The organism is Streptomyces sp. NPDC111606 (assembly GCF_055656945.1).
In genome coordinates this window covers 622,909-648,056 of record NZ_JBVKBY010000001.1, presented here as the reverse complement: position 1 = coordinate 648,056, position 25,148 = coordinate 622,909, and the positions used below count along the sequence as shown (strand labels likewise).

At 71.7% G+C, this 25,148-nt stretch carries 22 protein-coding genes and 1 pseudogene; 9 read left to right on the top strand and 14 right to left on the bottom strand.

Features of this window, described 5'->3' with window-relative positions; translation table 11 throughout:
- The first annotated feature begins 11 nt into the window (after positions 1 to 11).
- A complete protein-coding gene (locus tag ACZ7M7_RS02970) occupies positions 12 to 242 on the top strand; it encodes a hypothetical protein (RefSeq protein ID WP_383596141.1) in 231 nt (76 codons plus the stop codon).
- On the opposite strand, the gene ACZ7M7_RS02965 is transcribed toward ACZ7M7_RS02970, so the two are convergent.
- Positions 243 to 1,595, bottom strand: coding sequence for an MFS transporter (locus tag ACZ7M7_RS02965; protein ID WP_472112169.1), 1,353 nt, complete (start codon positions 1,593 to 1,595; stop codon positions 243 to 245).
- Positions 1,596 to 1,672: 77 nt separating this feature from the next.
- A complete protein-coding gene (locus ACZ7M7_RS02960; protein ID WP_472112167.1) occupies positions 1,673 to 2,275 on the bottom strand; it encodes a hypothetical protein in 603 nt (200 codons plus the stop codon).
- Positions 2,276 to 2,436: 161 nt separating this feature from the next.
- Between ACZ7M7_RS02960 and ACZ7M7_RS02955 the strand changes: the two genes are divergently transcribed.
- The 3 genes from ACZ7M7_RS02955 to ACZ7M7_RS02945 are packed head-to-tail and all read left to right on the top strand — an operon-like array spanning position 2,437 to position 4,513.
- Complete coding sequence (locus tag ACZ7M7_RS02955; RefSeq protein ID WP_451170071.1) at positions 2,437 to 3,510, top strand: sialidase family protein; 1,074 nt, start codon at positions 2,437 to 2,439, stop codon at positions 3,508 to 3,510.
- 37 nt (positions 3,511 to 3,547) lie between these two features.
- Positions 3,548 to 4,273, top strand: coding sequence for an NADPH-dependent F420 reductase (npdG, locus tag ACZ7M7_RS02950; RefSeq protein ID WP_472112164.1), 726 nt, complete (start codon positions 3,548 to 3,550; stop codon positions 4,271 to 4,273).
- 54 nt (positions 4,274 to 4,327) lie between these two features.
- Positions 4,328 to 4,513 (top strand): hypothetical protein, encoded by a 186-nt coding sequence (locus ACZ7M7_RS02945; protein ID WP_369270638.1) that lies wholly within the window; start codon positions 4,328 to 4,330, stop codon positions 4,511 to 4,513.
- Here ACZ7M7_RS02945 and ACZ7M7_RS02940 read toward each other — a convergent pair.
- Positions 4,503 to 5,303: a site-2 protease family protein gene (locus tag ACZ7M7_RS02940; RefSeq protein WP_383624075.1), complete on the bottom strand. Its 801-nt coding sequence runs from the start codon at positions 5,301 to 5,303 to the stop codon at positions 4,503 to 4,505. The two genes, ACZ7M7_RS02945 and ACZ7M7_RS02940, sit on opposite strands and share 11 nt — an antisense overlap.
- Positions 5,304 to 5,531: 228 nt before the next feature.
- Between ACZ7M7_RS02940 and ACZ7M7_RS02935 the strand changes: the two genes are divergently transcribed.
- On the top strand, positions 5,532 to 9,086 hold the full coding sequence (locus ACZ7M7_RS02935; RefSeq protein WP_472112160.1) for an AfsR/SARP family transcriptional regulator: 3,555 nt from the start codon (positions 5,532 to 5,534) through the stop codon (positions 9,084 to 9,086).
- Between the two features lie 46 nt (positions 9,087 to 9,132).
- Here the strand turns inward: ACZ7M7_RS02935 and ACZ7M7_RS02930 are convergent, their stop codons facing one another.
- The 7 genes and pseudogenes from ACZ7M7_RS02930 to ACZ7M7_RS02900 all read right to left on the bottom strand — a co-directional run bounded on the left by ACZ7M7_RS02930 (position 9,133) and on the right by ACZ7M7_RS02900 (position 16,328).
- A complete protein-coding gene (locus ACZ7M7_RS02930) occupies positions 9,133 to 9,954 on the bottom strand; it encodes an ABC transporter permease (protein WP_383596162.1) in 822 nt (273 codons plus the stop codon).
- Positions 9,951 to 10,976, bottom strand: coding sequence for an ATP-binding cassette domain-containing protein (locus tag ACZ7M7_RS02925; protein WP_472112157.1), 1,026 nt, complete (start codon positions 10,974 to 10,976; stop codon positions 9,951 to 9,953). Before ACZ7M7_RS02925 ends, ACZ7M7_RS02930 begins: the two co-directional genes overlap by 4 nt.
- A 168-nt stretch (positions 10,977 to 11,144) precedes the next feature.
- Positions 11,145 to 11,333, bottom strand: a pseudogene (locus tag ACZ7M7_RS02920) (MFS transporter); the annotation flags it as partial.
- 34 nt (positions 11,334 to 11,367) lie between these two features.
- Complete coding sequence (locus ACZ7M7_RS02915) at positions 11,368 to 12,591, bottom strand: MFS transporter (RefSeq protein ID WP_472112154.1); 1,224 nt, start codon at positions 12,589 to 12,591, stop codon at positions 11,368 to 11,370.
- Positions 12,592 to 12,748: 157 nt separating this feature from the next.
- A complete protein-coding gene (locus ACZ7M7_RS02910) occupies positions 12,749 to 13,810 on the bottom strand; it encodes an endonuclease/exonuclease/phosphatase family protein (RefSeq protein ID WP_383596171.1) in 1,062 nt (353 codons plus the stop codon).
- Positions 13,811 to 13,999: 189 nt separating this feature from the next.
- Positions 14,000 to 14,629, bottom strand: a complete 630-nt coding sequence (locus ACZ7M7_RS02905) for a TetR/AcrR family transcriptional regulator (protein ID WP_383596174.1) — start codon at positions 14,627 to 14,629, stop codon at positions 14,000 to 14,002.
- Between the two features lie 112 nt (positions 14,630 to 14,741).
- Entirely contained in the window at positions 14,742 to 16,328 is a 1,587-nt protein-coding gene (locus tag ACZ7M7_RS02900; protein WP_451170089.1) for an MFS transporter, read from the bottom strand.
- A 193-nt stretch (positions 16,329 to 16,521) separates the two neighbouring features.
- Between ACZ7M7_RS02900 and panB the strand changes: the two genes are divergently transcribed.
- Positions 16,522 to 17,397, top strand: a complete 876-nt coding sequence (gene panB, locus ACZ7M7_RS02895) for a 3-methyl-2-oxobutanoate hydroxymethyltransferase (protein ID WP_383596180.1) — start codon at positions 16,522 to 16,524, stop codon at positions 17,395 to 17,397.
- Positions 17,398 to 17,496: 99 nt separating this feature from the next.
- Here panB and ACZ7M7_RS02890 read toward each other — a convergent pair whose 3' ends face one another.
- The 3 genes from ACZ7M7_RS02890 to ACZ7M7_RS02880 form a co-directional block, all read right to left on the bottom strand.
- On the bottom strand, positions 17,497 to 19,440 hold the full coding sequence (locus ACZ7M7_RS02890; protein ID WP_472112149.1) for a S53 family peptidase: 1,944 nt from the start codon (positions 19,438 to 19,440) through the stop codon (positions 17,497 to 17,499).
- Between the two features lie 132 nt (positions 19,441 to 19,572).
- The gene (locus ACZ7M7_RS02885; RefSeq protein WP_472112146.1) at positions 19,573 to 20,196 is read right to left on the bottom strand and encodes a DUF305 domain-containing protein; all 624 of its coding nucleotides are present in this window, start codon (positions 20,194 to 20,196) and stop codon (positions 19,573 to 19,575) included.
- Positions 20,193 to 20,864: a DUF3105 domain-containing protein gene (locus ACZ7M7_RS02880; RefSeq protein WP_472112143.1), complete on the bottom strand. Its 672-nt coding sequence runs from the start codon at positions 20,862 to 20,864 to the stop codon at positions 20,193 to 20,195. The genes ACZ7M7_RS02885 and ACZ7M7_RS02880 overlap by 4 nt, the downstream gene beginning before the upstream one ends.
- 186 nt (positions 20,865 to 21,050) lie before the next feature.
- Between ACZ7M7_RS02880 and ACZ7M7_RS02875 the strand changes: the two genes are divergently transcribed.
- On the top strand, positions 21,051 to 21,485 hold the full coding sequence (locus ACZ7M7_RS02875) for an Rrf2 family transcriptional regulator (protein ID WP_383596192.1): 435 nt from the start codon (positions 21,051 to 21,053) through the stop codon (positions 21,483 to 21,485).
- A 13-nt stretch (positions 21,486 to 21,498) separates the two neighbouring features.
- On the opposite strand, the gene ACZ7M7_RS02870 is transcribed toward ACZ7M7_RS02875, so the two are convergent.
- Positions 21,499 to 22,713, bottom strand: coding sequence for a globin domain-containing protein (locus ACZ7M7_RS02870; RefSeq protein ID WP_472112140.1), 1,215 nt, complete (start codon positions 22,711 to 22,713; stop codon positions 21,499 to 21,501).
- A gap of 331 nt (positions 22,714 to 23,044) precedes the next feature.
- Between ACZ7M7_RS02870 and ACZ7M7_RS02865 the strand changes: the two genes are divergently transcribed.
- Both ACZ7M7_RS02865 and ACZ7M7_RS02860 read left to right on the top strand, forming a co-directional pair.
- A complete protein-coding gene (locus tag ACZ7M7_RS02865; RefSeq protein WP_328428208.1) occupies positions 23,045 to 24,406 on the top strand; it encodes a glutamine synthetase family protein in 1,362 nt (453 codons plus the stop codon).
- 143 nt (positions 24,407 to 24,549) lie between these two features.
- Complete coding sequence (locus ACZ7M7_RS02860; RefSeq protein WP_472112137.1) at positions 24,550 to 25,086, top strand: GNAT family N-acetyltransferase; 537 nt, start codon at positions 24,550 to 24,552, stop codon at positions 25,084 to 25,086.
- Positions 25,087 to 25,148: the final 62 nt, after the last annotated feature.

The following is a 25,148-nucleotide window of genomic DNA, read 5'->3' as shown; positions in this document are numbered from 1 at the left end:
AGGAGCCGGACATGGCCTTGTTCAAGAAGCGGACGGTCGGCAAGCCGGGCGAGTGGTACTACTGCCTCGTCCACAAGAAGGTCGAGGAGGGGCCGGAGTGCCCGGCCAAGGACCGCTTCGGACCGTACGCCACCCCGCAGGAGGCCCAGCAGGCGATGGACCTCGCCCGTGAGCGCAACCTGGAGTGGGAGGGCGACCCGCGGTGGCACGACGCCCCGAGCCGCCCGGCGGACGACGACTGATCAGCCCTCCGTGGGCGCCGACGCGGGTTGTGCCGTCGGCGCCTGTGCGGCCGCTGCCGCCGCCCGCTGCTCCCGCAGCCGTACCGCGTGCTCGTTCGTCCGCGCGTCGTACGTCATCAGCTTCGGCAGACACAGCGCCAGCAGCCCCACGGCGCCCACGCACAGCAGCCCGCCCGACCAGATCGACGTCCGCACGCCCCGCCAGGCCGCCATGCCGCCGACGTAGGTCTGGCCCAGCTGCGGGCCCACCGAGTACGACAGCAGCTCGATCCCGGCGAGGCGGCCGCGCAGCTCGTCCGGGATCGTCTGGTTCCACATCACCCCGCGGAAGATGCCGCTGACCATGTCGGCGGCGCCGCCGAGGGTCAGGAACAGCAGGACCAGCCATACGTTCCCGGAGACACCGGCCGCCGCGATCGCCGTGCCCCACAGCGCCGCCGCCACGACGACGGCCCGCCCGTGCCGGTGCACCCGCGAGGTCCAGCCGCTGGTCAGGCTCACCAGCATCGCCCCGGCCGGCACGGCCGCGTACATCAGGCCCAGCGCCCAGGGCGCGTTCAACTCGTCGGCGAGGAACGGCAGTACGGCGAGCGGCATCGCGAACAGCATCGCCCCGATGTCGATCACGTACGTGCCGAGGAGCTCCTTGCGGCTCCAGGCGTAGCGGGCGCCCTCGGCGATGGCCTTGAGGGACGGCTTCGCGGCCTCGTGGGAGGCGGGGGAGGGGGCGAGCCCGAGCACGAGCAGCACGGAGACGACGAAGGTCAGCAGATCCACGCCGTACGCCCAGCCGAGCCCCGCGTACGCCACGACCACACCGGCCAGGGCCGGGCCCGCGACACCGCCGACCTGCCAGCGCAGCGCGTTGAGCGAGGCGGCGGCCGGGAGGTGGTCGTGGGCCACGATCCGGGGCAGCAGGGCGTCCATGGCCGGGCGCTGGACCGACACGAGGGCGGAGGACAGCGCGGCGACGACGTACAGCGGCCAGATGGCGGGGCTCGGCAGCAGTGCGTTGACCAGCAGCACCGCGCTGAGCACCGCCTGCCCGGCCTCCGTCCACACGATCAGCTTCCGCTTGTCGAGCGCGTCGGCGAGCGCACCCCCGTACAGCCCGAACACGATCAGCGGCACCAGCTCCACGGCGCCGATCGCCCCGACCGCCGCGGCCGACCCCGTGAGCTCCTTGATCTGCACGGGCAGCGCGACGAAGGTCAGGAAGCTGCCGAAGTAGGTGACCAGCCCCGCCAGCCACAGCCGCCGGAAGTCGACGGAGGCCCGCCAGGGGGCGAGGTCGGGCAGTACGGCCCGGAGGCGCGAAGGCGGCGCGGGGGGAGTGGGGGAGTCGTCGGTCACGAAGGGCCATGCTCAGGCGGTGAGGTGCTGCGAGGCAAACGGTTTTGCGGGCGAGGCGCAGGTCACCGGCCGGTGGGTCACCAGCCCGAGGGCGGCGGCGCCGTCAGGGAGTCCGCCAGGCGGGACAGGCGGTCCCGGAAACGCCGGCGGCCCCGTGGAGCGGGCAGCGCGTTCTCGCCGGCCGCCGCGCTCACCAGGTGCTGCACGGTGTCCAGGTCCAGCTCCGCGCCCTCCGGCACGGTCAGCGTCTCGTGGGCCATCGACGTCAGTTCGCTCTCGCCGGTGCCGAGCGCCAGCACCGTCGCGCCGGCCAGCCGGGCGTCGTGCACCCGCTCCAGAAGCGGCGCTCCCGGCCCTTGCGGCGACACCACCAGCAGCGTCTCCCCGCCCCGCGCCGCCGCCAACCGCCCGAGGCCGACCGCCAGATGCGCCGGATCCGAGGCGCGCGCACGATGCCGTACGAGTGTCGGGGCCAGCTCCGGGGTGCCCGACCACGCGGCCTCGTCGACCAGATGGGCCGCCAGATGCCACGGCTCGTACTGCGGCGTGCCGACCAGCAGCAGCCCGCCCCCGTGCGCCACCGCCGCCGTCCGCAGCGCACCCGCGAACCGCCGGGTGGCTCCCAACCACTCGGTTCCGGCAAGTACTTCGCGCAACAACGCGACACGTACGGCATCCATGCGACCGCATACTGCCGCAACCGACCACTCGTGACCCGGAGTTCACCACGAATTCGCCCGACTTGGGCAGATGGACTCGTTATCCCGCACATCCGTCCGTACACCGGCCGCGCAGCCACCGCTGACCGAGCCACGGCGACCGGCCATCCGAGGAGCCCCCCATGGCAGAGACCAGCGTCCCCTTCCGCGCCGGCCGCGAGGGCTACGCGAGCTTCCGCATCCCGGCCGTCGTCGCCACCTCCACCGGCACCCTCCTCGCCTTCTGCGAGGGCCGGGTCGGCTCGCACGACGACTTCGGGAACATCGACATCGTGCTGAAGCGCTCCACCGACGGCGGCCGCACCTGGGGCCCGCTCCAGGTCGCCGCCAAGCACGGTGACGACCTCGCCGGCAACCCGGCCCCCGTCGTCCTCGACACCGGGCGCATCCTGCTCGTCCACGTGCGCAACGCCGCCCTCGCCACCGAGAGCGCCATCCGCCGCGGTGTGGTGAGCGCCGCGGACGGGCGGCGGGTCTGGGTCCAGCACAGCGACGACGAGGGCGCGACCTGGTCCGCGCCGACGGAGATCACCAAGGGCACGAAACGGCCGGAGTGGCGCTGGTACGCCACCACCCCCGGCCACGCCGTCCAGCTGGCCGGCGGCCGGGTCGTCGTCCCCGCCAACCACTCCCTGCCACCGGCCGGACGGGACAACGGCACGGAGGGCAAGTACAACGGCGGCCACTGCCTGCTCAGCGACGACCGCGGCGCCACCTGGCGCATCGGGTACGTCGACGGCAACACCGACGGCTACGTCAACGTCAACGAGACCACCGCCGCCGAACTCCCCGACGGGCGCGTCTACTTCAACACCCGCAACGACTCCACGTCCCCCGGCACCCGGGCCGACGCCTACTCCGAGGACGGCGGCGCGACCCTGGTGAAACCCTTCCGTCCGCAGGCCGGCCTCGCCGCCCCCGTCTGCGAGGGCAGCGTCCTGCACCTGCGCGACCCCGACGTGCTGCTCTACTCCGGCCCCGCCGACCCTGGCTTCCGCGCCCTGATGACGATCCGCGCCTCCACCGACGGCGGCATCACCTGGCGGTCGGCGCACACGGTGGACGGACTGCCCGCCGCGTACTCGGACCTCGTACGGATCGACGACGAGGCGGTCGGACTCCTCTACGAGACCGGCGACTTCAGCGCGTACGAGACCCTCACCTTCCGGCGGGTGCCCGTGACGGAGCTCACCTGAGCCATGGGGCTGGGGGGCGCGGACGTAAAGTCGGCGCATGACCTCTAGCGACAGTGCACAGCAGCCCGCCGGGACGCCCGCGAAGGCCCCGGCCAAGGACCCCTGGGACCTCCCGGACGTCTCCGGGCTCGTCGTCGGCGTGCTCGGCGGGACCGGGCCGCAGGGCAAGGGCCTTGCCTACCGGCTCGCCCGGGCCGGCCAGAAGGTGATCATCGGCTCGCGGGCGGCCGAGCGCGCCGAGTCCGCCGCCGGGGAGCTCGGGCACGGCGTCGAGGGCGCCGACAACGCCGAGTGCGCGCGGCGCAGCGACATCGTGATCGTCGCCGTGCCGTGGGAGGGCCACGGCAAGACCCTCGAAACCCTGCGCGAGGAGCTGGCCGGCAAGCTGGTCGTCGACTGCGTCAACCCGCTCGGCTTCGACAAGAAGGGCGCCTACGCGCTGAAGCCGGAGGAGGGCAGCGCCGCCGAGCAGGCCGCCGCCCTGCTGCCGGACTCCCGGGTGACCGCGGCCTTCCACCATCTGTCGGCCGTCCTGCTGGAGGACCCCGAGATCGACGAGATCGACACCGACGTGATGGTCCTCGGCGAGGTCCGGGCGGACGTCGAGATCGTCCAGGCGCTGGCGGGCCGCATCCCCGGTATGCGCGGCATCTTCGCGGGGCGGCTGCGCAACGCCCACCAGGTGGAGTCGCTGGTCGCGAACCTGATCTCGGTGAACCGGCGCTACAAGGCGCACGCGGGGCTCCGCGTCACGGACGTGTGACGGGATGGGGGACACTGGTCGGCGTAGCAGTGTCCCCCGAAGGAGCCGAGTGAAATGCCCCGCCTTGGTGTCTATGCCCTGATCGTCTGTGTGCTCGCCGTGGCCGCGGCCGTGGTCTCGTTCGCGCAGGGCAGCTTGCTGGGGATCGTGTGGGTGCTGCTGGCGGGGCTGTCCAGCAACATGTGCTGGTACTACGTGAAGCGGGCCAGGGACGAGCGGCGGGACTCGGTCACGGGCTGATCGAGCAGTATTCGCTCGTGCTCTCCCAGAAGCGGTAGAGGTTCTCGCCGCAGTAGCGCTCCAGGCCGTGCACGCCCAGGCTGTCCAGCACTGCGTAGATGGCCTGGAAGAATTCGCGGTTCACCGCCGGGAGCATGAGCAGCGCGAACACGAACAGCAGCCCGAACGGGGCGAACGGCTCCACCTGGCGCTTGACCTTCTGCGACAGCCACGGCTCGATCACGCCGTAGCCGTCCAGGCCCGGGATCGGCAGGAAGTTCAGGATCGCCGCCGTGACCTGGAGCAGCGCGAGGAAGGCGAGCGCGAACCGGAAGTCGAGGGGGACGCCGTCCAGGGCGTCCAGCCAGAACGGGGCGGTGCACACGACGGCGAACAGCACGTTCGTCAGCGGCCCGGCCGCCGAGATCAGACTGTGCCGCCAGCGCCCCCGGATCCGCCCGCGCTCGATGAAGACGGCACCGCCCGGGAGGCCGATGCCGCCCATGATCACGAAGATGACGGGGAGCACGATGCTGAGCAGCGCGTGCGTGTACTTCAGCGGGTTGAGCGTGAGGTAGCCCTTCGCGCCGACCGAGATGTCCCCGCTGTGCAGGGCGGTACGCGCGTGTGCGTACTCGTGCAGACACAGGGACACGATCCAGGCGGCCGTCACGAACAGGAACACGGCCAGGCCGGGCTGCTCGGCGAACCCGGCCCAGGTGGCCCAGCCCGTCACCGCCGTGACGGCCAGGATCCCCACGAAGACGGGGCTGATCCGCCGGTCGCTGCGGCGGGTGAGAGCGGTGGTCATCAGGACGGGCTCCTGGGACGGCGGGACGTCGGGACTGCCCGACCGTACCGGGCGCACGCGGAAAACGTCTCGCGGTGGGCCGTTGGTTCCGGAGATGGTGGGGGCATGGGTTCCGGCGGGTGGTGTACGTGGGCGGGCGGACCGCACCCGACGGCCCCCGCACCCCGCCCCGCAGCCGCCTCGCCCCGCCGCCCAATGCCGTGACCGGCCCCACGCCCACCAGAGACAATGGACCCCGTGCGCTATCGCATCCTCGGCACCACCCAGGTACTCCGCCCCGACGGCAGCCCCGTTCCTGTCGGCGGGGCCCGTTTGCGTGCCCTGCTCACCGTGCTCGCGCTGCGGGGTGGCCGGACCGTGCCGGCGGGCATGCTGGTCGACGAGGTGTGGGAGGGGGCGCCGCCCGCTGACGCCGCGGGTGCGTTGCAGGCGCTCGTCGGTCGGTTGCGGCGTGCCCTCGGGGCGGACGCGGTCGTCTCGGCGGACGGCGGCTACCGGCTCGCCGCCGCGCCCGACGACATCGACCTGCACCGCTTCGAGCGACTCGTCGGCGAGGGCACGCGCGCGCTGGCCGACGGCGACCCCGCCAAGGCCGCCGTCGTCCTCGACGACGCCCTCGCGCTGTGGCGCGGGCCCGCCCTCGCCGACCTCCCCGACCGCACCGCCGAGGCGGCCCGCCGGGCGACCCGGCGCCTCGACGCGCTGCGCGCCCGCCACACCGCCGCCCTCGCCCTCGGCCACGCCGACCAGTCCCTGCCGGAACTGACCGCCCTGTGCGACAGCCACCCCCTGGACGAGCCCCTCCAGGCCCTGCGCCTGCGTGCCCTGCGCGACGCGGGCCGCACGGCGGAGGCACTGGTCGCCTACGAGGACGTACGCCGCCTCCTGGCAGACCGCCTCGGCTCGGACCCGGGCCCCGAACTGCGCTCCCTGCACACGGAGCTGCTCCGCCCGGAGGGCGGCGGGCGGGGGCACGGTCCGCGGGCGGGAGACGGCGGATCCCCCTCCGCGCAGGGTGGGCATGGCGTCCGCCCGCTCGGCGACGCGGACGCAAGGGCCCACGGACCGGACCACGACAGGAAGCCCGCGGCCGCCGACGCCAACGGAACCGGCCCCCGCGCACGCCCCCCGGCCGAGCCCGGCGAGGCACACGTTCCCGGCCCCCCGGGCGCCCTCCGCGTTCCCGCCGCGCCCGTCCCCGGCAACCCCACCGCCCGCACGGACGTCTCCGCCGATCCGCCTGGCGCACCCCGGTTCACCCCACCCCCGGGCAACCTCCGCGCCCGGCTCACCTCCTTCGTCGGCCGGGAAGCCGACATCGAGGCCATCCGCGGGGACCTCGGCACCGCCCGGCTCGTCACGCTGCTGGGCCCCGGTGGGGCCGGGAAGACGCGGCTGTCGCAAGAGGCTGCCGAGAGCGTGCGGGACGGTGCCCCGGACGGGGTGTGGCTGGCCGAGCTCGCGCCGGTCGACGCCCCCGAGGCCGTGCCGGAGGCCGTACTCACCGCCGTCGGTGCCCGCGAGACCGTGCTGTACGGCGCCGGCGCCGAGGCCATGCGGGCCGGTTCCGACCGGCACGACGACCCCGTCGAGCGGCTCGCCGAGCACTGCGGCAAACGCCGGATGCTGCTGATCCTCGACAACTGCGAGCACGTCGTCGAGGCCGCCGCCCGCCTCGTCGCGGAGCTGCTGGAGCGCTGCCCGGAACTGACGGTGCTGGCCACCAGCCGCGAACCCCTCGGCGTACCGGGGGAGTTGCTGCGGCCCGTCGAGCCGTTGCCCGAGCCGGTCGCGCTGCGGCTCCTTGCCGACCGGGGTGCGGCCGCCCGGCCCGGCTTCCGCGTCGACGCCGACGACGAGACCGCCGCGGCCTGCGCCGAGATCTGCCTGCGCCTCGACGGCCTCCCGCTCGCGATCGAACTCGCCGCCGCCCGGCTCCGCATGCTCACCCCACGCCAGATCGCGGACCGTCTGGACGACCGCTTCCGCCTGCTCACCTCCGGCAGCCGCACCGTCCGCCCCCGCCAGCAGACCCTGCGTGCGGTCGTCGACTGGTCCTGGGAACTGCTCGACGAGGACGAACGCGACGTGCTGCGGCGGCTGTCCGTCTTCGCGGGCGGCTGCGACCTCACCGCCGCCGAGGCCGTGTGCGGGCCCGCCGCCCTGGACTCGCTCGGCTCGCTCGTCGACAAGTCCCTGGTGGTGGCCGCCCCGTCGGCGGACGGCGCGATGCGCTACCGCCTCCTGGAGACCGTCGCCGAGTACGCCGGCGAGCGCCTCGACGAGACCGGCCGGCGCACCGAGGCCGAGCGCGCGCATCTGACGTACTACCGCGAACTCGCCCGCACCACCGACGCGTTGCTGCGCGGCCCCGGCCAGCTCGCCGCCATCGACCGGCTGGAGCGCGAGTACGAGAACCTGCGCATCGCCCTGCGCCATGCCGTCGCCGACCGCGACGAGCAGGAGGCGCTGTGCCTGATCCTGTCGCTGGCCTGGTACTGGCAGATGCGCGAACTGCGGATCGAGGCCCGCAACTGGTCCCGCGAGGTCCAGGCCCTCGGCCCGGACCCCTTCACCGAGCCGGTCCGCCCGGCGCAACCGGTGTGGGAACGCTGCACGGACACCCCGCCCCCGTGGACCGGGGAGGCCCTCGAAGAGGCCCGGCGCGGCGTCCACCTCGTCCATCTCGCGTGCATGGACACCGAGTTGGAGGCCTGGCAGACCCCCGCGGCGCAGGCCAAGCTGCGGGCCATCGCCGCCACCTACGAGCCGGGCATGCCGCAGACCTGCCGGCTGCCCGGCTACCTCTGGTTCTTCGCCGTCATGCTCACCGGGGACATGGAACGGCTGCGGACCGTCCTCGACGCCACCGTGCGCACCTCCCGCGAGACACCCGGGTACGACTGGGAGCTCGCCGCGAGCCTGCAGTGGCGCGCCAACCTGTACGCCAACCGCAGCGACTGGGCGGGCGAGGGCGACGCCATCCGCGATGCCGAGGAGTCGCTGGAGATCTACGAGCGCCTGGGCGACCTGTGGGGCACTGCCGAGGCCCTCGCCGCGCGCGCCGAGGCATGCGAACGCAAGGGCGAGTGGGACAGGGCCGCCGCCAACTACGAGGCGGCGATCGAACGTGCCGAACGGCTCGGCGCCCACGCCCAGAAGGGCGTACTCAGGGCCCGGCTCGGCAGCGTCATGATCGAGGCGGGCGAGGGTGAGCGGGGCGAGCGGCTGCTGCGTGCGGTCATCGACGAGGCGAGCGGCGGGAACGACCAGTCGATGCCGTTCGCCCGGCTGATCCTGGCCGGCCGGCTCGGCATGACGGGCCGGATCTCCGAGGCGCGTGAGCAACTCCGGCTGCTGCGGGAGCAGTTCAAGATCGCCCATTTCGTCGTCTTCGATGCCTTCATTCTCGGTGCGGAGGCCTGGCTGGACGCGGCCGACGGCCGGTACGCGCGGTCCCTGGGCACGATCAAGCGCGCCATGGAACGCGCTGAGGAGCCGCTGTCCGAGGCGATCGCCCCGCACATGCGCTCGGCGTTTCTCAGCACCGCCGCCTTCGCCCTGGCCCGCGTCGACGGCGGCTGCCGCGCCCGCGACGCCGCCCGCTGCCTCGGCGCCGCCGACGGGCTGCTGCCGGCCCGGTACGTCGCGTCGACACACGAGCGCAAGGTGTACGAGGGGGCGGCGGAACGCACCCGCGCGGTGCTCGGCGACGCGGCCTACGAGGTGGCGTACACGGAGGGCGGTGGCCTCTCCTCCCGGGAGGCCACCGCCCTGATCTGACGTCCGCCGGTTCCTCGTACGAACGGTCGGTTCCGCGTACGGAACGTCAGTTCTTCGTGCGGAACTTGTGGATCGCGATCGGCGCCATGATCGCCGTCAGGCCGACCGACCAGGCGACGGTCACCCACAGGTCGTGCGCGACCGGGCCGCCCACCATCAGGCCGCGCGCGGCGTCCGCGAGCGAGGACAGCGGGTTGACGTCGGTGAAGGACTGCAGCCAGCCCGGCATCGACGTGGTCGGCGCGAAGATCGACGAGCCGAACTGGAGCGGCATCAGCACCAGGAAGCCGAGCCCCTGCACGGACTGCGCGCTCTTCAGGATCACGCCGAGGGTGAGGAACACCCACATCAGCGCCGACCCGAACAGCGCGGCCAGCGCCACGGCCGCGAGCAGCCCGACCCAGTTGGTGATGTCGAAGCCGACCAGGACACCGACGATCAGCATGATCGTGGTGGCGATCATCATGCGCAGGAGCTCCACCGCGATCTTGGCGAAGAGCACCGAGCCGCGCCCGATCGGCAGGGACCGGAACCGGTCCATGACGCCGGTGTTGAAGTCCTGGTTGAACCCGGTCCCGACCGACATGGCCATGCTCATGCCCATCATGGCCATCATGCCGGGCACGACGTACTGGACGTAGTCCTCCTGGCCGCCGCCGAGCGCCTGCCCGATCGACCCGCCGAAGACGTACACGAACAGCAGCGTGAAGACGATCGGCATCAGGATGGCGTCGAACATCGACTCCGGGTCCTGCCGGATCCACAGGAGGTTGCGGCGCACGAGCGCACCGGTGTGCCGCAGATGGGCCCGCAACGAGATGCGGGCGTCGGCGGTTGCCGCCGTGGGGGTGGTGGTGGCGGCGCTCATACGGCGACCTCCTCGCGGTCGTCGGTGGGCACGGCGTCCTGCGGGGCACTGGCACGGTGGCCGGTGAGGGACAGGAACACCTCGTCCAGGCTGGGCAGTTCGGTGGAGATGGAGGCGAGGGTGACGCCCCGCGCGGTGATGGCGCCGACGATGGCGGTGAGCTGCTCGTCGCTGAGCACCGGGACGAGCAGGGTGCCGGTCTCGGTGTCCACGGTGGTGGTGGCGAGGCCGGTGATGCCGAGTTCGTCGAGGTATCCGGCGAGGGGCCGCAGCTGGAGGGCATCGGTGGGCCGGATCCGCAGGGTGCGCCCGCCCACCTTGGCCTTGAGCTCCTCGATGCCCCCGCCCGCGATGACCTTGCCCCGGTCGACGACCGTCAGCTCGGAGGCGAGCTGCTCGGCCTCCTCCATGTACTGGGTGGTCAGCAGCACGGTCACGCCGTCCCCGACCATGGCCTTGACCTCGGCCCACACCTCGTTGCGGGTCCGCGGGTCGAGCCCCGTGGTCGGCTCGTCGAGGAACAGCACCGTGGGCCGGCCGATCATGGAGGCGGCCAGGTCGAGCCGCCGCCGCATGCCGCCGGAGTAGGTCGCCGCGGGCCGCTTGGCCGCGTCGGTCAGCGAGAACCGCTCCAGCAGCTCGTCGGCACGCGTGCGTGCCTCCTTGCGGGGCAGGTCCAGGAGCCGCCCGATGAGGTACAGGTTCTCCCACCCGGGGAGCTTCTCGTCGACGGAGGCGTACTGACCGGTCAGCCCGATCACCCTCCGCAGCTGCCGGGGCTGCCGCAGGACGTCGTATCCGGCGACGGTGGCCTCTCCGGCGTCCGGCGTCAGCAGGGTGGACAGGATGCGCACGAGAGTGGTCTTGCCGGCCCCGTTCGGCCCGAGCACGCCCATCACGGTGCCCTCGCGCACCTCCAGGTCGACACCGTCCAGAGCCTTGGTCTCGCCGTAGTGCTTGACCAACCCCCGCACGGATACGGCGCTGCTCACGCCGCCGGGGTTCTTGTCGATTCGCGTCATGGGGACGACGTTGTCAGGCCGCACCGACAAACCACCGACAGCTCACCGACAGAACCGACAAGGCACCGACAGGGCGACGCCCAAGGGGCGCGGGGCTGCAATCGATGTGCGGCTACCGCCGCGTGGGCGCGACCGCTCGGAGCCTGCTCGCGCCCGTGCCGCGGAACCTCAGTGCCGAACGGTTTCGGCCCGTTGCGGGACCTGTCCCGCGACCACCCGCTGCCGCCCGCTCCGCGGGGCGCCCCCGCGTCGGTCCACCGCGTAGGCGGCACCCGCGACCCCGAGCCCGAGGAGGGCCAGTGCGGCGCCCGCCAGTGCCGGCGAGGTGACCCCGGGGCCCGCCGCGTGGGCGCGACCGGTCGGAGCCTGCTCGCGCCCGTGACGTGGAACCTCAGTGCCGAACGGTTTCGGCCCGTTGCGGGACCTGTCCCGCGACCACCCGCTGCCGCCCGCTCCGCGGGGCGCCCCCGCGTCGGTCCACCGCGTAGGCGGCACCCGCGACCCCGAGCCCGAGGACGGCCAGTGCGGCGCCCGCCAGTGCCGGAGAGGTGACCCCGAGGCCCGCCGCGAGGGCGAGGCCGCCGATCCAGGCACCGCCCGCGTTGGCGAGGTTGAAGGCCGCCTGGTTGGCCGATGAGGCCAGGGACGGGGCGCTGGACGCCTTCTCCATCACCATCAGCTGGAGCGGGGAGCCCGTGGCGAAGGCCGCCATGCCCAGCAGGACGACCGCCAGGGCCGCGCTCCACGCCGTCGACATCAGCAGGGGGAAGAGAGCCAGGACCAGCGCCAGCGAGAGCAGACCCCCGAACAGCGTCCCCCGCATCGCGTGGTCCGCCAGGCGCCCGCCCAGCAGGTTGCCCGCCGTCGCCCCGACACCGAACAGAGCCAGCAGCAGCGTCACGCTGGCGTCGGTGTACCCGGCGGCGTCGGTGAGCATCGGCGTGATGTAGCTGTACGCGGCGAAGAGCGCGCCGAAGCCCGCGACCGTCGTGCCGAGCGCCAGCCACACCGGCAGGGAGCGCAGGGCGGCCAGTTCGCCGCGCAGGCCCGCCTGATCGGCGGTGTGCGCCTCGGCGCGCGGGATGAGCAGTGCCAGCGCAGCCATCGCGGCCAGGCCGATCGTGCTCACGCCGAGGAAGGTGGCCCGCCAGCCCAGGCTCTGGCCCATCAGCGTGGCCACCGGCACGCCCGCGACGTTGGCCATCGTCAGGCCGAGGAACATCAGCGACACGGAGCGGGCCTTGCGCTCCGGCGCGACCATGCCCGTCGCCACGACCGCGCCGACGCCGAAGAAGGCGCCGTGCGGCAGGCCGCTGAGGAAGCGGGCGGCCATCAGCCAGTGGTAGTCGGGGGCGAAGGCGGACAGCGCGTTGCCCGCGACGAACAGGGCCATCAGTCCGATCAGGACCGTGCGGCGGGGCATGCGCGCCGTGACCGCGGCCAGCAGCGGGGCGCCGATGACGACGCCGAGGGCGTACGCCGAGACCAGATGTCCGGCGGTGGGGATCGAGATGTCCAGGTCGTTCGCGACTTCGGGCAGCAGGCCCATCATCACGAACTCGGTCGTACCTATGCCGAAGGCGCCGACGGCCAGGGCGAGCAGGGCCAGGGGCATGAAGTGCCTTTGCCTTTCAGGGTCGAGAGCGGAGCTTGGTACTCCGTGATGTTCATTCCATATGTTCAAGTACGGAACAAAGTCTCTCAGGCCCGGTGTTCCGGCAGATGACAATCCGGTTGCCGGGACCCGTCCAGGCGACGCTGACCAGGGGTTTTCAGGACGCTGATGTGTCGACCTTCACACGCGCAGCCACCGGCAGATGGTCGCTCCCGGTCTCCGGCAGCGTCCAGGAGCTCATCGGCTCCAGGCCCTTCACCATGATCTGGTCGATCCGGGCCATCGGGAACGACGCCGGCCAGCTGAAGCCCATCCCGCTGCCCGACGCGCCCTGCGTGGAGCGCATCTGGGCGGTGACGGCGTTCAGTGCACGGTCGTTCATCGTGCCGTTCAGGTCGCCGAGCAGGACGATCTGCCGGAGGGACTCGTCGGCGATGGCCTCACCCAGCGCGTCGGCGCTCTTGTCGCGCTGCCGGGCGGTGAACCCGGCCTCCACCTTCACCCGCACCGACGGCAGATGGGCGACGTACACCGCGACCTGCCCGGACGGCGTGGTCACCGCGGCCCGCATGGCACGGACCCAGCCCAGCTTGATGTCGACCGGCTTGACCCCGCTCAGCGGGTACTTGCTCCACAGCCCGACGGTGCCCTGCACCGAGTGGTACTTGTACGTCGACGCCAGCGCCTTCTCGTACGTCGGAACCGCCGCGGCCGTCAGCTCCTCCAGGGCCACCACGTCAGCGCCGGACGCGGCCACGTCCCGGGCGGTGCCGGCCGGATCGGCGTTGTCCGCGTTGACGTTGTGCGTGGCCACCGTGAGGTCCCCGCCGACGCCGGTCTTGTCGGTGAGCTGGCCGCCGAACAGGTTCAGCCAGACGATCGCCGGGACCAGCACGGCGATCAGCGCGGTCGCGGACCTGCGGACGAGGGCCAGCAGGAGCAGCACCGGGACGAACAGGCCCAGCCAGGGCAGGAACGTCTCGGTGAGGCTGCCGAGGTTGCCGATGGCGTTCGGGATCTGCGCGTGCAGCAGCATCACCAGGGCGAGGATCAACGCGAGGGCGGCCAGGACGATGCCGCGGCGCCAGACACGCGGATCGCCCCGCCAGCCCGCGGCCAGGCCCTTCAGGCGGTTTGTCAGGCGCTGAAGCCCGGGTTCCCGGCGCTCGGGACCCGAGCCGCCGTTGTCCGTCTCCGTCACGTACGCCTGTTGCGCCATACCGTCGCCTCACTACCTGCCGTGCAACACCGTCGTCCCCCCGCGCCCAGAGAAACCCTAGGGGATGATCGGCTCCGATCCCGCCGTACTCATGACGGCCGTACGGGGGCGAGGACGTACAAGTCGGCCTCGTGAGTTCCGGATGCGCCGGGGGAAAGCGCGCTCTGTGACGAAACGCGCACATTCGATCTACGGGGTGGGTGAACTGACGGGCCGTAGACCCTCGAGCACGGCGTCGGCCATCTGCTCCGCCAGGCCTTCCGGGAGTTCGGCGTCCGGGCGCATGACGGCCCGCACCAGCATCGGTCCGAAGATCATGTCGTTCATCACGTCGACGTCGATGTCCGTGCGCAGTTCACCGTTGTCCTGACCGCGGCGCAGGATCGCGTGCTGCTTCCTGCGCCGTGGCTCGACGACGGTCGCGTGGTAGGCGTCCCAGATCTTCGGGCTGCTCTTCATCTGGGCGATGACGTTGTGCAGGAGCACCGACGAACGGGTCATCAGACCGCGTTGCCGCAACTGCTCCAGCAGCGCCACGACATCGTCGCGCACCGAGGTTCCGGGCAGTTCGGGGTCGGGCGGCTCGGCGGCGCGCACGACGTCGACGAAGAGCTCCTCCTTGCCGCTCCAGCGGCGGTAGATGGTGGCCTTGCCGACTCCCGCGGTGCGCGCGATGCGCTCGATGGACAGCTCCGCGAGCGGCACGCCGTCCTCCAGCAGCTTGAGGATGCCCTCCATGATGGACCGCTCCACGGCCTCGCTGCGGGGCCGGCCCCGGGTGGGGCCGTCCTGCTGGGGCCGGCTGTCGGCGAGGCTCACTTGGCTCGGTCCTTTCCGTGGGTTGGGATGATTCTCCCTGGTGTGCGGCGTCGGCGTGCACCACGTCGCGGGGTTCGGGGCGCGCGTCGGCGGGTGTCGCACGCCCCGCCTCCTACTCCGCGGCGGCCAACTCCCGTTCCGTCTCGCCCTCCTGAGGCGCCGCCGGTCGCCCCGGCAGGAACAGCCCGACGACCACCGCGCCGAGCACCGCGACCCCCGCGCCCCACAGCGCGGTGACGTGCATGGCGTGCAGGAAGGCGTCGTGGGCCGCGCCGACCAGGGCGTCGCCCCGGGGGCCGAGCCGGTCCGCGACGCCGAGCGTGGCCTCGATGGACTCGCCCGCGGTGTGCCGCAGGCCCTCCGGCAGCACCGTGAGCCGGTCCTCGATGTCACCTCGGTACGCCGTCGACAGGACCGAGCCCAGCACGGCGATGCCGAGCGCGCCGCCGACCTGGCGGAAGGTGTTGCTGAGCGCGGAGGCGGAGCCGGCCTTCTCGCGGGGCAGGGCCTGCATGATGACGACGCTGACCGGGGTCATGATGTGCGCCATCGCGGTGCCCATGAGGAAGAAGACCACCTCCAGGATCCAGATCGGCGTGTCCGCCTCGAACGTGGCGAACGCGGCCAGCGTGGCGGCGATCAGCAGCATGGCGCCGGTGGTGGTGGCCCGGTAGCCGAACCGGTCGACGACGAGCCGGGCCCGCGGGGCGAAGATCATCTGGGCGGCGGCGAGCGGCAGCATCAGCAGGCCGGTCTCCAACGGCGAGTAGCCGCGCACGCTCTGGGTGTAGAAGACCGAGAAGAAGGTCACGCCCATCAGGGCGAAGAAGACCAGAGCGATCACGCCGATCGCAGCGGAGAAGACCTTGTTGCGGAAGTACGTGACGTCGATGGACGGATGGTCGCTGCGCTTCTCGAACACGACGAACGCGGCGAGCACGGCGACGCCGGAGCCGATGGTCGCGAGCACCGTCGGGTTGGTGAAGTCGGCCAGCTGGCCGCCCTTGATGATGCCGTAGACGAGCAGGACGAGGCCGACGACGGAGAGCACGACGCCGACGGGGTCGATACGGCCGGGCTTCGGGTCCCGCGAGTCCGGGACCAGCCACAGCATCAGCGCGAGCGCGAGCAGCACGATCGGCACGTTGATGAGGAAGACGGACCCCCACCAGAAGTGGTCGAGCAGCACCCCGCCCGTGATGGGCCCGATGGCGATGGCGAGCCCGACACCGCCCGCCCAGATGCCGATGGCCTTGGGCTGCTCCTCGCGCTCGAAGACGTTCATCAGGACGGCGAGGGTGGCCGGCATGACGAAGGCGGCGCCGAGGCCCATCACCGCGCGGAAGGTGATGAGCTCGCCGGGCGAGCCGGAGAACGCGGCGAGGGCGGAACCGATCCCGAACACGGCCAGCCCGCCGAGCAGGACCTTCTTGCGGCCGAGCCGGTCGCCGAGGATGCCCGCGCTGAACAGCAGACCGGCGAAGACGAGGGTGTAGGCGTTGATCGCCCACTCCAGCTCGCTCTGGGTGGCGCCGAGGCCCGTCGGGGCCGGGGTCGAGATGGTCTTGATGGCGACGTTCAGGATCGAGTTGTCCAGGACGACGATCAGCAGGCTCAGCATCAGCACGGCGAGGATCGCCCAACGGCGCCGGTGCACGGCTTCCGGTATGCGGGGGGCTGTGGCGGCGGGAGAAGTCATGCTGTCGACGCTACCTCCTTTACGATACGGAACCGTCTCGTATCTTAAATTCTTACCGAGTGCTTACGCGGGGCGGAACGCCGGGGCGGAACTCACACGGGGAGGTCTGGCCGTCCCTGGCACGAGGTGCCACCATGGAGGGGATCCGGGGACGCCGTAAGGGCGCCTCGAGATGACAGAAGGAGCCGTTGCAATGACGCAGCTTTCGGCTGCCCAGACGCCTCAGGCGAAGACCTCCGACGGCAGCAAGGCGCTGTACGGGGGGAAGGGCACACGCCGCATCACCGTTCGCGACATCGGCCTCGCCAAGGAGCGGGGCGAGAAGTGGCCCATGCTCACCGCCTACGACGCGATGACCGCGTCCGTCTTCGACGAGGCCGGCATCCCGGTCATGCTCGTCGGCGACTCCGCGGGCAACTGCCACCTCGGCTACGACACCACGGTGCCGGTGACGCTCGACGAGATGACCATGCTCTCGGCGGCCGTCGTACGCGGCACCTCCCGCGCCCTGATCGTCGGCGACCTCCCCTTCGGCTCGTACCAGGAGGGCCCGGTGCAGGCGCTGCGCTCGGCGACCCGGCTGGTCAAGGAGGCCGGCGTCGGGGCGGTCAAGCTGGAGGGCGGCGAGCGCTCGCACGAGCAGATCCGCCTGCTGGTCGAGTCCGGCATCCCGGTCATGGCCCACATCGGCCTGACCCCGCAGTCCGTCAACGCCATGGGCTACCGCGTCCAGGGCCGCGGCGAGGAGGCGGCCGCGCAACTCCTGCGCGACGCCAAGGCCGTCCAGGACGCGGGCGCGTTCGCGGTCGTCCTGGAGCTGGTGCCGGCCGAACTGGCCGCCGAGGTGACCCGGGTACTCCACATCCCGACCGTCGGCATCGGCGCGGGTGCCGAGACCGACGCCCAGGTCCTGGTCTGGACGGACATGCTGGGCCTGACCGGCGGCCGCGTCCCCAAGTTCGTCAAGCAGTACGCCGACCTCCGCGAGGTCATGGGCAACGCGGCGAAGGCGTTCGCGGACGACGTGGTCGGCGGAACGTTCCCGCTGGAGGAGCACTCGGTCCACTGAGCCCTGCAGGGCCCAGGCCACCCCTGAACCACTGCGGCACCAAAGCGCCCCGCCGATCTTCCCCCGTCGGCGGGGCGCCTCTTTGTGTCCCGCCGGCGGTCAGCGACGCCGGTACGACTCCACATAGCCGCCCGCAGGCGTCCCCACGCCCGTCACGTCGTCGTAGCCCTGCACGGCCTTCAGGGAGCTGTCCTTGCCGAGGCTGCGTACGGACGTGGTCAGGCCGTCGGTGGCGTCGTAGCCGTTGACGTAGTCGACGCGGGCGAGGGCGAGGCCGGAGCCCGTCGGGTTGTCCGTGACGTCGTGGTATGCCTTCGAGCCGTACCGGGCGTAGATCGCCGGGTTGGCGAAACCGAGCGGCCTGCCGCCGCGTGCCTCCTGCGCGAGGGCCTGGACGGCCGCGATCACCGGCGCCGCGAGCGAGGTGCCGCCGAGGCGGTACTCGTCGTAGGCCTGCGTCGTGCCGTCCGGCATGGTCTGCGTCTGGCCCACCAGGAACCCGGTGTTGGGGTCGGCGATCGCCGCGATGTCCGGCACGACCCGGTTGCCGCCGGCACCGTTGGCCTCGGCGAGCGCGTCCGGCACGACGCCCTTCTGGTAGTACGGCTCGGCGACCGTCCGGCTCGTGCCGCCGCCCGCGCCCGAGTTGAACGCGCCCGGGAAGTCGGTCCAGCTCCTGCCGTCCGCCGACAGGACCGCCTTCTCGGTGCCCCAGCCGGTCTCCCACAGGTACTTGTCGCCCTTGCCGACCGCCAGCGAGGTGCCGCCGACCGCCGTCACCCACGCCGAACTCGCCGGGATGTCCACCTGCTTGGTGCCGCTGCTCGCGACCTCGTCGCCGTCGTCGCCGGAGGAGTAGTAGAAGCCGATGCCCTCGACCGCGCCGAACTGGAAGACCTGGTCGTAGGCGGCCGCGAGGTCCGGGGTCTGCGCGTCCTCGGTCTCGCCCCAGGAGTTGGAGACGAGGTCGGCCAGGTGGTTGTCGACGATCTTGCTGAGCGAGTCCAGGAGGTCCTCGTCGTAACAGGACGCGGCACCCACGTAGGTGACCTGCGCGCCGGGCGCGACCGCATGTACGGCCTCGACGTCCAGGGTCTCCTCGCCGTACCAGCCGGCTGCCCCGCACTCCTCGGTCCGCGTGTACTGCGCGGGCAGGACCTGGCGCAACTGGCCGCTCTTCCAGGCCGCGTCCCCGTTGCGCTTCGCGTAGGTGCCCGCGTCGTAGGAGATCGTCGGGGAGGCGTACGCGTCGGTGATGGCGATGCGCACGCCCTTGCCGGTGCGCCTGCCCGCGCCGTACGCGGCGCGCAGCTGCTTGCCGGTGTAGCCCTTGACGGCGTACGGGATCTTCGTGCCGTACGCGTCCGGCAGCGTCGTCGCCACCTTCGAGCCGTGGTACGTCGAGAACGGCCCGGCGTTGCGGAACACCGTCTCCGGCGGCGGGAGTCGGTCCTGGTGACTCGCCAGGTGCGGCGCGTTGTCCAGCCCTGTGACCGTCAGGACGGCACCCTTGAGGCTGTCCGGCACCGACGCGGTCGCCGTGGGAGCGCGGTAGGTCTTCGCGCCCTTGGTGTAGTTGTGCAGCTGGGTGCCGAACGCCTTCTCCGCGGCGGCCACCTCGCCCGTGACGGCCACGTAGTGCTGCGTGACCCCCGTGACCTTCAGACCGGCGGACGTCAACCAGCTCCGGACGGCGGCCACTTGGGCCTTCGTCGCGCCGAAGCGGGCCTGCGCCTGCCCGGCGCTCAGGTACTTGCCGTAGGACGCCGAGGCCGGGTCCGACACGGCCTTTGCGTACGCGGCGAGGCCGGCCGCGTCGCGGCCCGCGAGGTAGACGCGCGCGGAGACCTGTGCGCTGTCCGAGGTCGCGCCCTTGTCCGCCCGGGCCGTGGCCCAGGCGGGCTTGGTGCCGGCGAGCCGGTCACGGCCCGGGGCGTCGGCGGCGTGCGCCGCCGGTATGCCGAGTGCCAGCGCGCCGGTGAGGAGAGGCAGTGTCGCCGCCAGACTCACTGAGGTGCGCAGCGCGGCACGTCGAGATCTCATGGAACCCCCTGTGCGATTCGTGTGCGAGTGGATCACCCGACGGTGGCCACTTAAGCGACGAATCGTTCACGCCAGGGAAATGCGCGGCTCAAGAAGGTCCCAACCAACGCAATGACAAAGCCATTTCAGCAGCTAGGAGCGAGGCTTCGCGCCCCGCTCCTTCAACATGTCCGCCATCAGGTCGATCTCCGACTGCTGCCCGTTCACCATGGTCTGCGCGAGCCGCTTCTCCACGCCGACCGAGCACTTGTCGACACAGCCCTCGGCCATGTGGATGCCGCCCTTGTGATGGGCCGTCATCAGCTGCAGGAAGAAGATCTCCGCCTGCTTGCCGCTGAGCTCCTGAAGCTTCTTCATCTCCGTGTTCGTGGCCATGCCCGGCATCAGCGCGCCGTCCTCGCCGACGGGCATGTCACCCATGCCCATCCAGGTCATCGGCGCGTCCGACGACACCTTCGGCAGCTCCCACAGGTCCAGCCAGCCCAGCAGCATGCCGCGCTGGTTGGCCTGGGTCTGCGCGATGTCGTACGCGAGCCGCCGGATCTCCTCGTCCTTGGTGCGGTCGCGCACGATGTACGACATCTCCACGGCCTGCTGGTGGTGCACCGCCATGTCGCGCGCGAACCCGGCGTCCGCCGATTCGGCGCCCGGCGTCCCGCTCGAACCGCCGTCCTCGGCCACCGCGTAGGTGAGCGCGCCGACCGCGACGAGCACGGCCGCCGCGGTCCCCGCAAGCCAGCCGACGTGCTGTTTCACTCCGAGAGACCACCCGTGCACGGCGCGCCCGGCTCGGGCGTCTGCTTGCCCTGGACGTACGTCTCGAAGAACTTGCCGACGTCCGGGTCGCTCGCGCCTGTCACCGTGCGCTGGTGCCCCCACGCGCTGAGCATGATCGGGTCCTTCTGCTTCTCGTCCGGGCTCATCAGCGCGTACGGCGTCTGCTTGACCTTGGTCGACAGCGCCTCGACGTCCGCCTTGGAGGCCTTGGACGTGTACGTCACCCAGACCGCGCCGTGCTCCAGCGAGTGCACGGCGTTCTCCTTGCGGAGTTCCTTGTCGTAGACGTCACCGTTGCAGTTCATCCAGGCCCTGTGATGGTCACCGCCGACCGGGGGCTCCATCGGGTACCCGACACTGGTCTCCACGTGAGTGCTCGACAGCTTCGTGCTCCAGGTCTTCACGCCGTCCTTGCCGGTGACGAACTTCCCGGGGATCTTGTCGGCCGGCCGCTTCGCCTCGTCCTTGTCGGCGTCGGACTGCGACCGGACGAGCACGACACCGGCGGCCACCAGACCGACCACGACCACCACGCTGGCCGCGATCGTCAGGATGCGGTTACGGCGCTCACGGGCCTGCTCGGCACGCCGCATCTCCTCTATTCGCGCCTTGCGAGCCGCGTTGCTCTTGTTCTTGGCGGAGCCCATGAGGTGTTGTCCTTCTGGGGAAAGGGACGGTCGGGTCCGCTGATCGTAATGGGGAAGGTGTGACATCTCGTAGAGGGGATGTGGAGAGGACTGAGGAAAGGCCGGATCGGGATGATCCCGCCGGTCGGCAGAGGGTCGCTTCCCGAATATTTGAACCGCGGATGCGCATTATCTACGCTGCCGTACATGCGGCTGTTGCGCTCCACCGACCTGGCACTACGGCTCCTCATGCGGCTCGCCGTCCTGGGGGACGGCACCCCGACGACCCGCGAGGTCGCGGCGGACATGGAGGTGCCCTACACGCACGCCGCCAAGGTCGTCGCCGAGTTGCAGCACCTGGGCCTGGTGGACGCCCGCCGGGGCCGCGGTGGCGGACTGTCGCTCAGCGACAGGGGCCGTACCGCCTCGGTCGGCGCGGTCGTGCGTGCCTTCGAGGGGGACGGTGACGTCGTCGAGTGCGAGGGCGACAGTCCCTGCCCGCTCCATTCCGGGTGCCGGCTGCGCGGCGCGCTGCGGCGGGCCCAGGAGGCCTTCTTCGCCTCGCTGGACCCGCTGACGCTGGCCGACGTGACCGCGGACCCCACCGGGCCGCTGCTGCTCCAGATCGGCCGCACGCCCTGAGGCCGGCCCGGCTTCAGCTCTCCCGCGCGAGCCAGAGGTCCGGGCCGAACACCTCGTAGTGGATGTCGGCCGGTGCCACGCCCTTCCCGATCAGCTGCGCCCGCACCGCCCGCATGAAGGGCAGCGGACCGCACAGGTACGCGCGCGTGCCCTGCGGTACGGGGATGCCGGTGAGGTCGACCCTGCCGGTGCGGTGGGAGGCGCCGGCGCCGTCCTCGTCGCGGTGGGCGGCCTCCTCGTACCAGAAGTGGACCGCCGCGTCCGGCAGCTTCCCGGCGTAGGCCTCGTGGTCGGCATGCAGGGCGTGTTCGGCGGGGGAGCGGTCGCCGTGTACGACGATCACGGGGCCCTGGTGCCCGGTGTCAGCGAGCTGCCCCAGCATGGCGACGATCGGGGTCACGCCGATGCCGGCGGAGGCGAGGAACAGCGGTGCGGCTGTGTCGTTCCCGGCCAGGACGAGATCGCCGTACGGCGCCGACACACGCAGCCTGTCGCCGACGCGCACGCGCGCGTGGAGGTGGTTCGAGACCTCGCCGTCGGGAGCCGTGCCGCCGCCGCGCACCCGCTTCACGCTGATCTGGCGCAGCGGTGAGCCGGGCGCGGCCGAGAGGCTGTACTGGCGTATCTGCCGTGCCCCGTCCGGCAGCTCGACCTGGACGGAGACGTACTGCCCGGCCCGGAAGTCCACCGCCGGGCCGTCGTCGGCGGGCCGCAGCCGGAAGGTGGCCACGTCGGCGGTCTCCTCGACCCGGGCGACGACCTCCCACTCCCGCCATTCGCTGCCGCCGCGCTCCTCGTACAGCCGCTTCTCGATCGCGATCAGCGCGTTCGCCATCAGCCAGTAGACCTCGTCCCAGGCGGCCGCGACCTCGGGCGTGACGGCCTCGCCGAGCACGTCGGCGATGGCGGCGAACAGGTGCTCGTGGACGAGCGCGTACTGCTCCGCCGTGACGCCCAGGGAGGCGTGCTTGTGGGCGATGCGGGCCAGCATCGCGTCGGGCCGGTCGTCGGGGTGGTCCACGAGGTACGTCGCGAACGCGGCGATCGACCCGGCGAGGGCCTGGCGCTGGGTGCCGGCCGCCTGGTTGCCGCGGTTGAACAGGTCGCGCAGCAGCTCGGGGCGGGCCGCGAACAGCCCGGCGTAGAAGCGCTCGGTGATCTCGCCGATGGCGGCGCCGACGACGGGGAGGGTGGCACGCACGGTGGCGACGGACTGCTCGGACAGCATCAGGTCTCCTCAGGCTCGACCGGGCGGCGCAGGGGCGGCCGCCCGCCCTCCATTAAAACTTGCATCCAAGATGCAAATTAAAGTGGGGTGGGTCCTGTGGGGCCCGGCATTACGGATGTCGGTCCGAGCAGGCACTATGGGCAGCAGAGCAGTTCACCGGGCATCGCGGCGGGACACCTGGCGTTTGCCGGGCGTTCGATCGGAGGTCGCTGCGGCGATCAAGGTGCGCAACGCGCCTGAAACGGTGTTGTGGTGTGATGCTCAGGTGCCCGACCGCCTCCCGCTGCACCGGAGACAGGCGGCCTGACCAGCAAGGATGGGGAAGCGCAAGATGGACAAGCAGCAGGAGTTCGTGCTCCGGACGTTGGAGGAGCGCGACATCCGGTTCGTACGCCTGTGGTTCACGGACGTGCTGGGCTTCCTCAAGTCAGTGGCCGTGGCCCCCGCCGAGCTGGAGCAGGCCTTCGACGAGGGCATCGGCTTCGACGGCTCCGCGATCGAGGGCTTCGCCCGCGTGTACGAGTCCGACATGATCGCCAAGCCGGACCCGTCGACCTTCCAGATCCTGCCCTGGCGCGCCGAGGCCCCCGGCACCGCCCGCATGTTCTGCGACATCCTGATGCCGGACGGCTCCCCGTCCTTCGCGGACCCTCGCTACGTCCTCAAGCGCGCCCTGGCCCGCACCTCCGACCTGGGGTTCACCTTCTACACGCACCCCGAGATCGAGTTCTTCCTGCTGAAGCACAAGCCCCTGGACGGCTCCCGGCCCACCCCGGCCGACGAGTCCGGCTACTTCGACCACACCCCGCAGAACATCGGCATGGACTTCCGCCGCCAGGCGATCACCATGCTGGAGTCGATGGGCATCTCCGTGGAGTTCTCCCACCACGAGGGCGCGCCGGGCCAGCAGGAGATCGACCTGCGCTACGCCGACGCACTGTCCACGGCGGACAACATCATGACGTTCCGCCTGGTCATGAAGCAGGTGGCGCTGGAGCAGGGCGTCCAGGCGACCTTCATGCCGAAGCCGTTCTCCGAGCACCCGGGCAGTGGCATGCACACGCACCTGTCCCTGTTCGAGGGCGACCGCAACGCGTTCTACGAGTCGGGCGCCGAGTACCAGCTCTCCAAGGTCGGCCGCTCCTTCATCGCGGGCCTGCTGCGGCACGCGGCGGAGATCTCCGCGGTCACCAACCAGTGGGTGAACTCCTACAAGCGCATCTGGGGCGGCTCCGAGCGCACCGCGGGCGCCGGCGGCGAGGCCCCGTCGTACATCTGCTGGGGCCACAACAACCGCTCGGCCCTGGTCCGCGTCCCGATGTACAAGCCCGGCAAGACGGGCTCGGCGCGGGTCGAGGTCCGCTCCCTGGACTCCGGCGCCAACCCGTACCTGGCGTACGCCCTCCTGCTGGCCGCCGGCCTCAAGGGCATCGAGGAGGGCTACGAGCTCCCGCCCGGCGCCGAGGACGACGTCTGGGCCCTCTCCAACGCCGAGCGCCGCGCCATGGGCATCGAGCCGCTGCCCCAGAACCTGGGCGAGGCCCTCTCCCTCATGGAACGCAGCGACCTCGTCGCCGAGACACTGGGGGAGCACGTCTTCGACTTCTTCCTGCGCAACAAGCGGCAGGAGTGGGAGGAGTACCGCAGCGAGGTCACGGCGTTCGAGCTGCGGAAGAATCTGCCGGTGCTGTAGGGGCAGGTCAGAGCGGTCTTCGCGCTGATTCGACGCAGGGGGTCCACCGTCACTGACCGTGGACCCCTCGCGTTTCACCGAGCGTCCCCGGCGACTCGGTAGGGTCCGGGACATGACAAAGATTCTGCACCGTGGACTGACCCGTGGTTGAGCTGCGGGATTTCACGCTCGCTGACGGCCGACTGCTCGCAGCCTGGATCGACGGACCGGTTGAGCTGTGGACGTGGTCCGGCATCAACTTCAGCTGGCCGTTGGACGAGCGGCAGTTGGCCGCGTATGCCGCTGAGTCCGCGACGCCGCTGCGCCGGAGCTGGATGGCGATTGATCCGGCCGGTGACCAGGTCGTGGGCCATGCCTCGCTGAGGGTCGACGCGGCGGGGGTCGGCGGGCGGCTCGGACGGGTCCTTGTGGCGCCCGAGGCCCGGGGCAAGGGGTTCGGCACCGCGATGGTGGCGAGGGTGCTGGCAGCCGCGTTCGGGGAGCTGGACCTAGAGCGGGTCGAGTTGGGGGTCTGGGACGACAACTCCAGCGCGGTCAGCCTGTATGAAGGGCTGGGCTTCGTGTGCGATCGGGTACTTCGCGACGTGGAGCAGTTCGCGGGTAAGTCCTGGTCAGCGATGCAGATGAGCTTGCCGAGATCAGCGTGGGCCCCCGGAGTTGCCTCCGGGGTGAGTTCCTGATCCAGCGTGCGCAGTGAGGCTTCGCCGCGGGCGCGGGGGCGTCGTGTTCACGGCCCCCGCGC

Excerpts from the sequence above, each read along its gene's own strand:
- ACZ7M7_RS02970 (WP_383596141.1), top strand. The coding sequence starts at position 12 with ATGGCCTTGTTCAAGAAGCGGACGGTCGGCAAGCCGGGCGAGTGGTAC.
- ACZ7M7_RS02960 (WP_472112167.1), bottom strand. The coding sequence starts at position 2,275 with ATGGATGCCGTACGTGTCGCGTTGTTGCGCGAAGTACTTGCCGGAACC.
- ACZ7M7_RS02955 (WP_451170071.1), top strand. The coding sequence starts at position 2,437 with ATGGCAGAGACCAGCGTCCCCTTCCGCGCCGGCCGCGAGGGCTACGCG.
- npdG (WP_472112164.1), top strand. The coding sequence starts at position 3,548 with ATGACCTCTAGCGACAGTGCACAGCAGCCCGCCGGGACGCCCGCGAAG.
- ACZ7M7_RS02945 (WP_369270638.1), top strand. The coding sequence starts at position 4,328 with ATGCCCCGCCTTGGTGTCTATGCCCTGATCGTCTGTGTGCTCGCCGTG.
- ACZ7M7_RS02940 (WP_383624075.1), bottom strand. The coding sequence starts at position 5,303 with ATGACCACCGCTCTCACCCGCCGCAGCGACCGGCGGATCAGCCCCGTC.
- ACZ7M7_RS02935 (WP_472112160.1), top strand. The coding sequence starts at position 5,532 with ATGGACCCCGTGCGCTATCGCATCCTCGGCACCACCCAGGTACTCCGC.
- ACZ7M7_RS02930 (WP_383596162.1), bottom strand. The coding sequence starts at position 9,954 with ATGAGCGCCGCCACCACCACCCCCACGGCGGCAACCGCCGACGCCCGC.
- ACZ7M7_RS02925 (WP_472112157.1), bottom strand. The coding sequence starts at position 10,976 with ATGACGCGAATCGACAAGAACCCCGGCGGCGTGAGCAGCGCCGTATCC.
- ACZ7M7_RS02915 (WP_472112154.1), bottom strand. The coding sequence starts at position 12,591 with ATGCCCCTGGCCCTGCTCGCCCTGGCCGTCGGCGCCTTCGGCATAGGT.
- ACZ7M7_RS02910 (WP_383596171.1), bottom strand. The coding sequence starts at position 13,810 with ATGGCGCAACAGGCGTACGTGACGGAGACGGACAACGGCGGCTCGGGT.
- ACZ7M7_RS02900 (WP_451170089.1), bottom strand. The coding sequence starts at position 16,328 with ATGACTTCTCCCGCCGCCACAGCCCCCCGCATACCGGAAGCCGTGCAC.
- panB (WP_383596180.1), top strand. The coding sequence starts at position 16,522 with ATGACGCAGCTTTCGGCTGCCCAGACGCCTCAGGCGAAGACCTCCGAC.
- ACZ7M7_RS02890 (WP_472112149.1), bottom strand. The coding sequence starts at position 19,440 with ATGAGATCTCGACGTGCCGCGCTGCGCACCTCAGTGAGTCTGGCGGCG.
- ACZ7M7_RS02880 (WP_472112143.1), bottom strand. The coding sequence starts at position 20,864 with ATGGGCTCCGCCAAGAACAAGAGCAACGCGGCTCGCAAGGCGCGAATA.
- ACZ7M7_RS02875 (WP_383596192.1), top strand. The coding sequence starts at position 21,051 with ATGCGGCTGTTGCGCTCCACCGACCTGGCACTACGGCTCCTCATGCGG.
- ACZ7M7_RS02870 (WP_472112140.1), bottom strand. The coding sequence starts at position 22,713 with ATGCTGTCCGAGCAGTCCGTCGCCACCGTGCGTGCCACCCTCCCCGTC.
- ACZ7M7_RS02865 (WP_328428208.1), top strand. The coding sequence starts at position 23,045 with ATGGACAAGCAGCAGGAGTTCGTGCTCCGGACGTTGGAGGAGCGCGAC.